Source organism: Pseudomonas sp. WOUb67 (assembly GCF_050058005.1).
Taxonomy (GTDB): Bacteria; Pseudomonadota; Gammaproteobacteria; order Pseudomonadales; family Pseudomonadaceae; genus Aquipseudomonas; species Aquipseudomonas putida_R.
Genome location: NZ_CP170112.1, coordinates 2064760 through 2076831 on the forward strand (window position 1 = coordinate 2064760; position 12072 = coordinate 2076831).

Below are 12072 nucleotides of genomic sequence, written 5' to 3' on the forward strand. Positions count from 1 at the left end.
ACGCAGGTCAACCCTGCACCCGCCTCGCGTGCCCGGCCCCGGGCACCATTGACCCCGATCAATTTTCTCCCCCCTCACATTGGTTAACGTTCACCCATCGGACAACGGCAGACGAATGGGAGGCCAGCATGTTCTTCGACAACGTGGTTATCGCTGGTGTGGTAACGGTCGGGTTGATGGTCGCTTTCTTTGCCGGTCTGGGCATTTTCATCTGGAAGGACTCGAACAAGCGCAAGCCGCGCTGACCTCCCGGGTATACGAGCACGCAAGGCATTTAGGGCGACTTCGGTCGCCCATTTTTTTGCCTGCGATTTAAGTGTTGCCTGTGCCGGCCCTTTCGCAGCACAAGGCTGCTCCTACAGGTTGAGCGCGATGCCATGACGCCATGGGAACTCTGTAGGAGCAGCCTTGTGCTGCGAAAGGGCCAGCACAGGCTGACTGATGTTCCAATAAAGATGATTAGCTAGCTAATTAATCGTTTCCGCATTATCCTTCTCTCCATTGTCTATCTTTTCAGTACGACCATCCCCCGCAAGGTCCGCCTAGTGCCCATCACCCTCCAGGCCCTGTTCGCCCCCAGCAGCCTCGCCCTCAAGTTCGCCATCAAGACCTTGCTCGGTGGCGGCCTGGCGTTGTGGCTGGCGATGCGCTGGGGCCTGGAGCAGCCGTCCTGGGCACTGATGACCGCCTTCATCGTCGCCCAGCCACTGTCAGGGATGGTGGTGCAGAAAGGCCTCGCACGGCTGGCCGGTACCTTGGTCGGCACGGTCATGTCGGTGGTGTTCATCGGCCTGTTTGCCCAGACCCCAGGCTTGTTCCTCATTACCCTGGCGCTGTGGCTGGCGCTGTGCACCGCTGCCTCGACCCAACTGCGCAGCGCCTGGGCCTATGCCTTTGTATTGGCGGGCTACACCGCGGCGATCATTGCCTTGCCCGCCATCGACCACCCGCTGCAAGTGTTCGACCAGGCCGTGGCGCGTTGTACCGAGATCTGCCTGGGCATTTTCTGCGCCACCGCCACCAGTGCCTTGCTCTGGCCAATGCGGGTGGAGCAGCAACTGGGCGGGCAGGCTCGGCAGGCCTGGCAGAACGGTCTGCAGGCTGCCAGTGCCATGCTGGGCGGCGAGGATGAGGCGCGCAAAGGCTTGCTGGAGAGCCTGGGGCGTATTGTTGCCATCGACAGCCAGCGTGAACATGCCTGGTTCGAAGGCAACCGCGGGCGCCAGCGAGCCCGCGCCATCCGTGGCCTCAGCCAGAAGCTGATGGTGCTGTTGCGCATCTCGCGTTCGGTGCGCCGGCAGTGGCGGCAACTCGATGAGCAAGAGGCCGCACACCTGGCACACTGGCTGGAAGAGGTTCGCGCGCTGCTGGCCAAACCCGACCAGCCCAGCCTGTTGCTGCTGCGCCAGCGCATCTGGGATGCCGCCCATGACGAGCAGATCAGTTCGACGGAGCACTACTGCCTTGCGCGTATGGCCTTGCTGCTGGACTACGCCATGGCCGCCAGCCTGGCGCTGGAGGATGTGGAGGCGGGCAGGGCGCCCAAGGATGTGTCCCAGGGCCTGGCCGTGCACCGTGACTGGTCGCTGGCCTTGCTGTTCGGTTCACGCAGCGCACTGGCCTTTCTGGTGATGAGCGGCTTCTGGTTGGCGACAGCGTGGCCTTCGGCGCCGGGTGGCCTGGTGCTGACCTGCGTGGTCTGCAGCCTGTTCGCCAGCCGCGAGAACGGCGCGCAGATTGGCCTGAGCTTCCTGCGCGGGATCTTTCTGGCGATACCTGCGGCGTTTCTGGTCGGGCAGATCCTGCTGCCGCAATGGAGCAGCTTTGCCATGCTTTGCCTGGGCATGGGCGTGCCGCTGTTTCTCGGCGCATTGGGCATGGCCCACCCCCGTACCGGGGCCACCGCCACTTCCTATTGCCTGCACTTCATTGTGCTGGTGTCGCCGCTCAACGCCATGCAGTTTGGTGTGGCGACCCTGCTCAACAGTGGGTTGGCGATGCTGGTAGGTGTGTCGGCAGCGGTCCTGGCCTTCCGTTTACTGGTATTCCGCCACCCGGCCTGGCTGGGCCGGCGCCTGCGTGCCGCCACCCAGAGCGACCTGGTGCGCCTGACCCGGCGCGACCTGCGCGGTGCCGACAGTTGGTTTGGCGGGCGCATGGCCGACCGCCTGATGCAACTGGCGCGGCATGCTGGCGAGCTGCCCGAAAGCGAGCGCAAACGCTGGGATGACGGCCTGCATGGGCTGGATATCGGCGATGAACTGGTGCACCTGCGCATGTGCCTGGCGGTTGCCCAAGCCCCCTTGGGGCGGGCCGAGCGCGAGTACTTGCAGCAGGTGGAGGCGGTACTGGCCAAGGGGCCGGCCGCTGGGCGGGGGCAGCGCCTGGACGCCGCCAGTGAACAATTTATTGCCACCTTGCGCCGGCTGCCTGCCAGTGACCCGCTGCGGCTGGCCGAAGGGGCTGTGCTGCAATTGCAGAAAAGCTGGGGCAAGTGGTGCCGCTGGCAGGAGGAAGCCCATGGGGTTGCGTGAATGGGAAGTGGGCGGCGTGCTGCTCAGCCCGTTTCTGCTTTATGTGTTGCTGGCGCTGGTGCTCACCGGCGTGTTGCGCCTGGTGGTGCAGGCGACGCCGTTGGCGCGCTGGATCTGGCATGAAGCGTTGTTCGACGCAGCGCTGTTCGTTTGTGTGTTGTTCCTGGTGGTGAGGCTGCTGGGAGCTTTATAAAGGAGTGTTTCGATGCGTGCGGCCGTACGTACCCTGGTGACGTTGTGTGTGGTGGCGCTGGCCGTGTGGGCCGGCTACCAGCTGTGGCAGTACTACATGCTTACGCCCTGGACCCGCGACGCCCGTGTGCGCGCCGATGTGGTGGTGATCGCCCCTGACGTGTCCGGCTGGGTGCGTGAACTCAAGGCCCGAGATAACCAGCAGGTCAAGGCCGGCGACCTGTTGATGAGCATCGACCGCGAGCGCTTCCAGGCGGCCTTCGACCAGGCCAGCGCGGTGACTGAGACCCGCGCCCAGCAACTGCGCTTGCGCGAGCGCGAAGCCGCCCGGCGTACCGCCCTGGGGCCAGAGGCGATCAGCGCCGAGCTGCGTGAAAACGCCCAGATCAACGCCGCCATTGCCCGTGGCGAACTGCATGAGGCAGAAGCGCAGTTGCAGGTTGCCAAGATCAACCTGGCGCGCAGTGAAGTGCGCGCACCGCGCAGTGGGCACATCACCAACCTGCGTCTGGCCGAGGGCAACTATGTGAACACCGGGCAATCGGTGATGGCCCTGGTGGATGATTCAACCTTCTATATCCAGGCCTACTTCGAGGAAACCAAGCTGCCGCGTATTCGCGTGGGGGACACGGTGAAAGTCTGGCTGATGGGCGCGGGCGAACCGATGCAAGGGCATGTGGAGAGCATCAGCCGCGGCATCACCGACCGCAACAGCAACCCGGACAGCCAGTTGCTGCCGGAGGTGGAACCGACCTTCAACTGGGTGCGTCTGGCCCAGCGCATACCGGTAAGGATTCGCCTGGACCAGGTGCCGGAAGGGGTGACCCTGAGTGCAGGCATGACCGCGAGCGTGCAGGTGCATGAGGACCGGGGCGAGCAGTGATGGTGCTGCCTCGTTAACCTGTAGGAGCAGCCTTGCGCTGCGAAGAGGCCCGCATGGCCAGCACAACTACAGTGCCTGCACTGGCCTCTTCGCAGCGCAAGGCTGCTCCTACAGGTACCGCGCATCGCCTGGCGTGACGTGAGGCTCAGAGGAACATGCCGCCCGACACTTCCAGCCGTTGCCCGGTAATCCAGCCATTGCCGTCTTCCAGCAACAGCGCAATCGCCGCCCCGATATCGTCCGGCAAGCCCACCCGGCCCAGCGCGGTATTGCCGGCAATGTATTCATTCACCTGCTGGTTATCCCGCACCACGCCTCCGCCAAAATCGGTCTCGATCGCCCCCGGCGCCAGAATGTTCACCCGGATGCCGCGCGCGCCCAGTTCCTTGGCCTGGTAGCGGGTCAGCACCTCCATGGCGCCCTTCATCGCGGCATAGGCGGCATACCCCGGCAGTGCAAAGCGCGCCAGGCCGGTGGAGATGTTGACGATGCGGCCGTTGTCGACCAACAGCGGCAGCAGGCGCTGGGTGAGGAAAAACGGCCCTTTCAGCTGAATGTTCAGCAACTGGTCGAACTGCGCTTCGCTGGTTTCGACGTACGGCACGTTCAGCCCGATCCCGGGCATTGTTCACCAGAAAATCAAAACGCTCGCGGCCAAAGTGCTGCTGCAGGGTAGTGCCCAGGCGCTCGGCGAAGCTGGCAAAACTGCTGCTGTCGCCAACGTCCAGTTGCAGCATGGCCGCCTTGACCCCGGCCTGTTCCAGTTGGGCAACTACGGCTTGGGCTTCGTCCGCTTTGCTGTGGTAAGTGCCGATGACATCGATACCGCGTGCAGCCAGGTGTTCGGCAGCATTACGGCCGAGGCCGCGGCTGGCGCCAGTGATCAGGGCAATTTTGCGGGTCATGGTGAAAACCTCATTGTGGGTGGATGAGGACAGGTTATTGGTCGGCAAGAAGCTGTTAAATCCAGCAAATATGGAAATACTGTTCGCCAAAACCGGATAGTCGAGGCCCGAATGAACAAGCTGGAGTTGTTGCGCACCTTTGTGCGGGTCAGTGAGGTCAGCAGTTTCACCCTGGCTGCCGAGCGCCTGGGGCTGCCACGGTCGACCGTGTCGGAGCAGGTAAAGGCGCTGGAACGCCTGCTGGGCACGCAGTTGTTCCACCGCACTACCCGCCGGGTACAGGCGACCCAGGATGGCGCGTTGCTGTACGAGCGTAGCAAAGACCTGCTGTCAGGCATGGACGAGATCGAGAACCTGTTCAGTGCCGACGATGCCGAGCTGGCCGGGCGCCTGCGCATCGACCTGCCGACCATGATGGCCCGGCGGGTCATCATCCCGGCGTTGCCGCAGTTTCTGCAGCGCTTTCCGCGGCTGGAAGTGGAGCTCAGTTGCACTGACCGCCAGGTCGATCTGCTGCGCGAAGGGTTTGACTGCGTGATGCGCATTGGTGCCCTGCATGACCTGGATGTGGTGGCGCGGCCGGTCGGGCAACTGAGCATGCGCAACTGTGCCAGCCCCGCCTACCTGGCCCGCTACGGGGTGCCGCAGACGCCGCAGGAACTGGCCGGGCACCAGCTGGTGCACTACGTGCGCACCCTGGGCGCACGGAGTGCCGGGTTCGAGTACCTGCAAGGGGGTGAGCTGCACTACCAGGCCATGGCGGGTGTGGTCACGGTCAACAACGCCGAGGCCTACTCGGCGGCCTGCCTGGCCGGGCTGGGGTTGATTCAGGTACCGGCGGTGGGGGTTGCCGAGCACCTGCAGCGGGGCGAGCTGGTTTCACTGCTGGAAGACTGGCAGGCCCCTGCCATGCCGGTGTCGCTGCTGTATGCCCGGCAACGGCATGTGCCACGCCGGGTTCAGGCGTTCATGCAGTGGCTGGCGGCAGTGCTGGCGTCGCAGGTCGACCCAGCGCCAAGTGAACGCTGACCAGGGTGCCGGGCGCAGCTGTAGAGGTGCGGGGCAAGCACGAAAAACCTTGGCGAACGGCCTGGCACTTGGGTTAGGCTGCCGCTTGCGAGTTGCCCGGTAGAGGCGGCCGATCCCCCGCCAGGCGTGCGTATCTTCCGATTTCATTGCGAGGTTACGTCATGGCCATCACTTCCCAGGATATCTGCAACGCCGCCGACCAGCTCAAGGGCTTTGTCGGTTTTCACGGCAAGCGCGGCGTTCATATCGTGCGTTTTTCCGAGGACTCGTTCGGCATGGACGTGGCCGACGACAGCATTACCCCCTGCAGCGAGTTTGTCTGGCGTGCCGAGCAAGGGCAGCGCATGGCGCTGTGCCGTGAGCGGCTGGCGCTGCTGCTGGAGCAGCATGTGGATGACCGCCTGAATATTGCTGAGCCCCTGCGCGCCTACCTGCGCCGCCAGGACTTGCCAGAGATCGTCGCCGAACGCCGGTCCGTGTAGGAGCAGCCTTGCGCTGCGAAGAGGCCGGTGAAGCCACTATCAACTGTGCAGCTTGTACCGGCCTCTTCGCAGCACAAGGCTGCTCCTACAAGGGCTGTGCAGTGCTTTGGGATGGCTGGTGCAACAACGCCGCCAGCCCGGCACTGTCCAGCGGCCGGCTCATGTAAAAGCCCTGCACCTCATGGCAGCGGTCCTTCTCCAGCGCCTTGAGCTGCTGTTCGCTTTCCACACCTTCGGCCGTCACCGTCAACCCCATTGCCTCACCCAGGTTGATGATGGCCTGAACCACCGCGCGGTCGCTGCCGCCGTTGCTGTTGAGGCCACTGATGAAGCGCTTGTCGATCTTGATGCTGTCGAACGGGTAGGTACGCAGGTAGCCCAGCGATGAGTAGCCGGTGCCGAAATCGTCCATGTTCAGACGCACGCCCAGTTCCTTGAGCGACAGCATGGTGCCTAGCGCACCCTCGATGTCATTGAGCATCACGTTTTCGGTAATTTCCAGTTCCAGCCGCTGGGCCGGGAAGCCCGTGTCCAGCAGGATTTCGCGCACATCGGCGACCACGTCGCTGCGCAGGAACTGCGCAGGCGACAGGTTCACCGAAACCAGAATCTCGGCGGGCCAGTCGTGGGCAGTGCGGCAGGCTTCGTGCAGCACCCAGCGGCCCAGCGCGACGATGATGTCGCTCTGCTCGGCCAGCGGGATGAAGGTGTCCGGGCCCAGCAACCCTTCCTGCGGGTGCTGCCAGCGCAGCAAGGCTTCGACCGCGACGATGCGCAGGTCGCTGAGGCGGTAGCGTGGCTGGTAATGCAGCTCGAATTCCTGGTTGCGCAGGGCCCGGCGCAAGTCGTTTTCCAACTGGCGACGGTACTGGATCTGCTGGTTCATTTCGGCGGCAAAGTAACGCCAGGTATTCTTGCCATCGGCCTTGGCCTGATACAGGGCGATGTCGGCGCAACGGATCAGTTCGCCGGCATCGAAACCTTGGGTGCGGGTCTGGGCGACGCCGATACTGGCGCCGACGTGCAGCGGTTGGCTGTCGAAAGTGATGGGCTGCTGCAGCAGGCTGATCAGGCGGGCGCAGAAGCGGTCGACTTCGCTGCGGTTGTCCATGCCGCTGAGCACCACAATGAACTCGTCGCCGCCCAGGCGTGCGACCAGGTCGCCATCGCGGGTAGTGTCGCGCAGGCGCGTCGCCACTTCTTGCAGCACGGCATCCCCGGCCCCATGGCCGAGGGAGTCGTTGATCGGTTTGAAGTTGTCGAGGTCGAGCAGCAGCAGGGTCAGTGGCGGCGAGTCACTGCCGCGCAGCAAGGCCTGCTCCAGGTGCCTGGCGAGCTTGTTACGGTTGGCCAGCCCGGTGAGTGGGTCGTGCAGCGACAGGTGCTGGATGCGCGCGTGGGCGTCGACTTCGTCGGTGATGTCGCTGGCGGTGCCACGAAAACCGATGGGTTTGTCGTCATACCAGATGGCGCGGGCCGAAATCCTGCAGTAGCGGTTCTGGCCATTCTGGTCGCGGTAAGTACAGCGCAGGTTGGCCAATTGTTGCGGGTCTGCGTTGGCGAGGGCGTCCAGCCAGGGTGAGAGCGGCGTGGTATCGCAGGCCAGCAACTGGTTCAGCGGGTGACCCAGCCAGTCGTCCACCGGGTAGCCGGTGACATTGGCAAAGCGCTGTGACAGGTACGTCAGGCCCTGTTGCCGGTCGGTTTCCCAGATCCAGTCGGATGCCGACTCGGCCACCGCACGAAACCGCTGCTCGCTGGCCTCCAGGGCCTGGTTGCTCTGTTGCAAGTGCGAAAGCGTCAGGCCGATTGCCCGCGAACTGCGCAAGGTGAGGCGGAACAGGTACAGCATGATCAGGCCAAGTATCAGCAGCGCGCCCAACAGGGCTGGCATTACCGCCCACAGCAATTGGTGCCCAGGCAGCGGGCTGCTCCAGGACAGGTGATAGCCGGTGTCACCCAGGTCGATACGCAGGTGGTGGTGCTGTTGCATGTCTTCCTTTTCCACATGCATGCCGTTCAGGCCGGCACCCTTGCCCAGCTGCGCCAGTTTTTCTTCGGTAAGCTGGTCGACGAACAGCATCACGGGCGCCTGGCTTACCTCGCTGTCGGTGACGTCGCGGTCCGGGCGTACGGCTGCGGCACTGAGTACGGCCGGCCAGCCATTGAACAGCACGAAACGGGTGATCTGCTCGCGGGGAATGGCTGCTGCACGGGCCTGGTCGATGATCGGCTGCAGCGGTGCTTCTATATAAGTGCTGGCGCCCGCCTGGCTGGGCTGGCCTTTGAACAAGGCATAGGTGGTGCGGTCGTTTTCCACCACGAACACCCCTTCGTAGCCGCTGGCGCTGTACAGCGACTCGCCTATGTTCTTTTCCTCGTAGGCCCACTTCCAGTCGGCATTCCCCGCCAGATGCTCGAAGGCCGCATCCCATACGGCATAGCTGGACAGAAACTGGCGTGAGGCCAGTAGCCGTTGCTCCAGCGCCTGGGTCGCATGAAAGGCGCTACGCTGGCGCTCCTGCTGGTCGAGCGTGGTGGCGATATTGAACAGCGCGCCGAGGGTGACCAGGCCGGCCAGCCCGAAAACAGCGCTGAAACCGGCAATCAGGTGGCGTACCTGAAAGCGCGGCGTGGGGCTTGCGGGTGGAAGGGTGGCGGTCCTGGCCATGCGCGAGCGGCTCCTTCAAGCAGCCTCCCGCCGGGCAGTCAGGCAGGGGGTTCAATCAGGATAGGCCAGCCTGAGCGTCGCGGCCTCGCCGCGGGCAAAATTGACCTGGTCGCGGCCTGCGTGCTTGGCGGTATACAGCGCCTTGTCCGCTTGTTCCAGCCAGTGTTCCGGGGATTGCAGGCCAGCCTCGAACGCTGACAGGCCAATGCTGAGGCTGATGCGCAGGTGCGGCAACTGCGGGTTACGGTAGTTGGCGACCCGTTCGCGCAGGCGCTCCATGGCGTGGCAGGCCTGAGCTTCGCTGGTGTCCGGCAGGATGACGCAGAACTCGTCGCCGCCGTAGCGCCCGGCCTGGTCGCCTTCGCGCAGGTTGCGCCGTAGCTCGGCACTGAGCTGGCGCAGTACACAATCGCCGACCACGTGGCCGAAGGAGTCGTTGATGGTCTTGAAATGGTCGATGTCGATCAGGGCAATGACCGCGCTCCCGGGTTGCTGTTTGCAGGCCTGGAACTTCAGCAGCAGCAGGTCTTTCCAGGCACCATGGTTGAGCAGCCCGGTCAGGCTGTCAGTGAGGCTCAGGGCGCTCAGCCGGCGCTTGTGGTCGGCCAGCTTGATCGCCAGTTGGTAGCACACCCAGCCCAGGGCAAGCGGGTACAGCGTCAGCATCGGCAGGCAGGCATAAACCTGCAGGGGCGTGGCGTTCAGCTGCAGGCCGGGGCCGAGCACCAGAGCGGCGGCAAGCATGCCGGCCAACTGGGCCAGTGCCCCTCGCACGACCATCCGCTTGCCGCCGGCAGCGACGTTGTTCATGGTCATCATCGACAGCACGGTCACGCTGGGCAGCGGGTTGAAGTGCATGGCGGCGGTCCAGAACCCGCCCATCAGCGAGTCGATCAGCAAGTTGCGCTGTTCCGCCTGGTAAGGGGTTATCGAGCGGCTGGCCCAGAAGTAGGCCACGTGCGGCCACAACAGCCCGTTGAACAGCATCAGCCCCCATACCCAGGCAGGCGGCGTCAGCGGGGCCATGCCAGCCATGACGCTGAACAGACCGATGCCCAAGCCGATAACGCGCGGCAGGTAGATGCGCTTGACGAATGAAAGGCCTGTGCCGCTGCGGTTGTCCATCATGCTCATTGTTCTTCTGCCGGGGTACCGTTTATCGCATAACTCACGTGAATATTGTTGAACACAGTTTCATCGGCGAAAAATGACCTTACAAGCCAATTCACGGTTGATGCGATCACTGTGGGGTAACATGAAGGCTTTCCTGTTGCTTGGAGTGTTGCTGATGGTCCCTTTGGCCAACCACGCCGGCGAGCCGGCACCCCAGCAGGATGGGCGTTTCCATAACCAGGCGTTGCGGCCGCAGGATGGCGTGCTGAAAAAGCTGCGCATCGGGCTCAAGTACCTGTTCCTGCGCAAACCGCCACAAACCCGGCCAGCCACGCCGATCAGCCTCCAGCCCATGACCCGCCAGCAGGTGCTCGATGCCCCGGACCACAGCTTGTGGCGCCTGGGCCATTCCACGGTATTGCTGAAATTGCGCGGGCGCTTCTTTATTACCGACCCGGTGTTCGCCGAGCGCGCCTCGCCCGTGCAGTGGGCGGGCCCTTTGCGTTTCCATGCGCCGCCGCTGGCATTGGACCAGTTGCCGCCGCTGGCTGCGGTGGTGCTGTCGCACGATCACTTCGACCACCTCGACGAGCAGGCGATTCGCCAGTTGGCGCCGCACACCGACGTGTTCCTGGCGCCACTCGGTGTAGGCGACCGGCTGATGCGCTGGGGCGTGGCCCCGGCGAAAGTGCGGCAGCTGGATTGGTGGCAGGAAAGCGTGGTGGAAGGCGTGCGCTTCGTCGCTACCCCGGCACAGCACTTTTCCGGGCGCGGGCTGCTGGACAGCAATCGGACGTTATGGGCCTCCTGGGTGATCGTCGATGATGATGTGCGTGTGTTCTTCAGTGGCGATACCGGGTATTTCGACGGTTTCAAGCAGATAGGCGAACGCTTTGGTCCGTTCGACCTGACCATGATCGAAACGGGCGCCTATAACGTCGCCTGGCCCGATGTGCACATGCAGCCGGAGCAGAGCCTGCAGGCCCACCTGGATTTGCGCGGGCGCTGGATGCTGCCGATTCACAACGGCACCTTCGACCTGTCTACCCACGGCTGGCAGGAGCCCTTCGAACGCATACTGACGTTGGCCAACCAGGCTCAGGTGCGCCTGAGTACGCCGCAGATGGGCGAGCGGGTAAGCCTTGACTCACCGCATGACGGGCAGAACTGGTGGCAGCCGCGGCCTTTGCGCCAGCGGGGCCAGGCGAACGAGCGCACAATGGCGGCACGCTGAGCTTCAATGTTTGTCGTCCCTGCTGGGCGAAGGGCGGCCTTTGTCGTCTTTCAATAGTTGCGAGGGTGGCTTGCCGCTGTCACTGCGTACCTGAGCATGGCTGATCAGGCCGAAGATGAAGCTGCCGCCAATGATGTTGCCCGCCAGGGTCGGCAAGGCGAATTCCAGCCAGAAGCTGCGCCAGGTCTCATCGCCGGCCCAGACCAGATACGACACTTCGACCGAGCCTACTACTATATGGGTGAAGTCGCCAAGGGCCATCAGGTAGGTGATCATCAGGATGATCCAGATCTTGGCGTGCTCCATGGACGGAATCATCCAGACCATGGTGGCGATCATCCAGCCCGAGACGATGCCTTTGGCGAACATCTGGCTGACGTCGTTCATCATGACCTTGCGGCCGATCTCCAGGAAGGCCACATCGGTCTTGCTGTCGAAGATCGGCAGCTCCAGCATGACCCAGGCCACCAGCAGGGTGCCGGCCAGGTTGCCGAGCAGTACCACGCCCCACAGCCGCAGCAGGCGACCGAAGTTGGCCAGGGTAGGGGAGGTCATGACGGGCAGTACGGCGGTGAGGGTGTTTTCGGTAAACAGTTGCTGGCGTGCCAGGATAACGGCGAGGAAGCCTGCGCTGTAGCCGATGCTGGCAACCACCTGGGCACTGTCGCCGTCCGGCAGGCGGGCGTAGAACAGCCCCATCGCCATCAGCGACAGCCCCATGGACAAGCCGGCGGCCAGTGCCGACCACCACAGTGCGGCGAGCGTACGCTCCAGCTCCTGGTCGCCCTGGGAACGGATGATCTCGTGCAGCACTGCCGCCCGCGGCGGCTGGTTGTGGCTGGCTTCCTGCTCTTCATCTGCAGAAAGGCCCGGGGTCTTCTCGCTTTGCCCATCGCTCATGGCCGCTACGCTCCGTGGGGGTGTTTCATTACAGATCCGCGGCGCTTTCATTAGTTGCCAGCTGGCGGCGAAACACATTCGGAAAGTTTTTTAGATCAAGGTGTTGACTCTAATTTCAAAGCGCGTATT

10 protein-coding genes and 1 pseudogene are annotated in these 12072 nt (G+C 63.7%); 7 read left to right on the forward strand and 4 right to left on the reverse strand.

Annotation, left to right across the window (positions count from 1 at the left end):
- The first annotated feature begins 128 nt into the window (after positions 1–128).
- The 4 genes from ccoM to ABOC32_RS09295 all read left to right on the forward strand — a co-directional run bounded on the left by ccoM (position 129) and on the right by ABOC32_RS09295 (position 3609).
- Positions 129–245, forward strand: coding sequence for a cytochrome c oxidase subunit CcoM (gene ccoM, locus ABOC32_RS09280; protein WP_003254862.1), 117 nt, complete (start codon positions 129–131; stop codon positions 243–245).
- Positions 246–545: 300 nt separating this feature from the next.
- Positions 546–2534: an FUSC family protein gene (locus tag ABOC32_RS09285; RefSeq protein WP_426810822.1), complete on the forward strand. Its 1989-nt coding sequence runs from the start codon at positions 546–548 to the stop codon at positions 2532–2534.
- Positions 2521–2727, forward strand: coding sequence for a DUF1656 domain-containing protein (locus ABOC32_RS09290; protein WP_426810823.1), 207 nt, complete (start codon positions 2521–2523; stop codon positions 2725–2727). The genes ABOC32_RS09285 and ABOC32_RS09290 overlap by 14 nt, the downstream gene beginning before the upstream one ends.
- A gap of 12 nt (positions 2728–2739) precedes the next feature.
- Positions 2740–3609, forward strand: coding sequence for an efflux RND transporter periplasmic adaptor subunit (locus ABOC32_RS09295; protein ID WP_016498268.1), 870 nt, complete (start codon positions 2740–2742; stop codon positions 3607–3609).
- Positions 3610–3754: 145 nt separating this feature from the next.
- On the opposite strand, the pseudogene ABOC32_RS09300 reads toward ABOC32_RS09295, so the two are convergent.
- Positions 3755–4514, reverse strand: a pseudogene (locus ABOC32_RS09300) (SDR family NAD(P)-dependent oxidoreductase).
- Between the two features lie 111 nt (positions 4515–4625).
- Here ABOC32_RS09300 and ABOC32_RS09305 point away from each other — a divergent pair.
- The gene (locus ABOC32_RS09305) at positions 4626–5543 is read left to right on the forward strand and encodes a LysR family transcriptional regulator (RefSeq protein ID WP_426810824.1); all 918 of its coding nucleotides are present in this window, start codon (positions 4626–4628) and stop codon (positions 5541–5543) included.
- A 161-nt stretch (positions 5544–5704) separates the two neighbouring features.
- Positions 5705–6025, forward strand: coding sequence for a DUF2025 family protein (locus ABOC32_RS09310; protein WP_426810825.1), 321 nt, complete (start codon positions 5705–5707; stop codon positions 6023–6025).
- A gap of 85 nt (positions 6026–6110) precedes the next feature.
- On the opposite strand, the gene ABOC32_RS09315 is transcribed toward ABOC32_RS09310, so the two are convergent.
- Positions 6111–8696: a bifunctional diguanylate cyclase/phosphodiesterase gene (locus ABOC32_RS09315; RefSeq protein ID WP_426810826.1), complete on the reverse strand. Its 2586-nt coding sequence runs from the start codon at positions 8694–8696 to the stop codon at positions 6111–6113.
- Positions 8697–8747: 51 nt separating this feature from the next.
- Entirely contained in the window at positions 8748–9821 is a 1074-nt protein-coding gene (locus ABOC32_RS09320) for a diguanylate cyclase (RefSeq protein WP_426811585.1), read from the reverse strand.
- Between the two features lie 130 nt (positions 9822–9951).
- Here ABOC32_RS09320 and ABOC32_RS09325 point away from each other — a divergent pair, with 130 nt between their 5' ends.
- A complete protein-coding gene (locus tag ABOC32_RS09325) occupies positions 9952–11043 on the forward strand; it encodes an MBL fold metallo-hydrolase (RefSeq protein WP_426810827.1) in 1092 nt (363 codons plus the stop codon).
- Between the two features lie 3 nt (positions 11044–11046).
- On the opposite strand, the gene ABOC32_RS09330 is transcribed toward ABOC32_RS09325, so the two are convergent.
- Positions 11047–11943, reverse strand: a complete 897-nt coding sequence (locus ABOC32_RS09330) for a formate/nitrite transporter family protein (protein WP_426810828.1) — start codon at positions 11941–11943, stop codon at positions 11047–11049.
- Positions 11944–12072 lie beyond the last annotated feature (129 nt).

Coding starts and splice junctions, on each gene's coding strand:
- ABOC32_RS09305 (WP_426810824.1), top strand. CDS start 4,626: ATGAACAAGCTGGAGTTGTTGCGCACCTTTGTGCGGGTCAGTGAGGTC.
- ABOC32_RS09290 (WP_426810823.1), top strand. CDS start 2,521: ATGGGGTTGCGTGAATGGGAAGTGGGCGGCGTGCTGCTCAGCCCGTTT.
- ABOC32_RS09320 (WP_426811585.1), bottom strand. CDS start 9,821: ATGGACAACCGCAGCGGCACAGGCCTTTCATTCGTCAAGCGCATCTAC.
- ABOC32_RS09330 (WP_426810828.1), bottom strand. CDS start 11,943: ATGAGCGATGGGCAAAGCGAGAAGACCCCGGGCCTTTCTGCAGATGAA.
- ccoM (WP_003254862.1), top strand. CDS start 129: ATGTTCTTCGACAACGTGGTTATCGCTGGTGTGGTAACGGTCGGGTTG.
- ABOC32_RS09295 (WP_016498268.1), top strand. CDS start 2,740: ATGCGTGCGGCCGTACGTACCCTGGTGACGTTGTGTGTGGTGGCGCTG.
- ABOC32_RS09325 (WP_426810827.1), top strand. CDS start 9,952: ATGAAGGCTTTCCTGTTGCTTGGAGTGTTGCTGATGGTCCCTTTGGCC.
- ABOC32_RS09315 (WP_426810826.1), bottom strand. CDS start 8,696: ATGGCCAGGACCGCCACCCTTCCACCCGCAAGCCCCACGCCGCGCTTT.
- ABOC32_RS09310 (WP_426810825.1), top strand. CDS start 5,705: ATGGCCATCACTTCCCAGGATATCTGCAACGCCGCCGACCAGCTCAAG.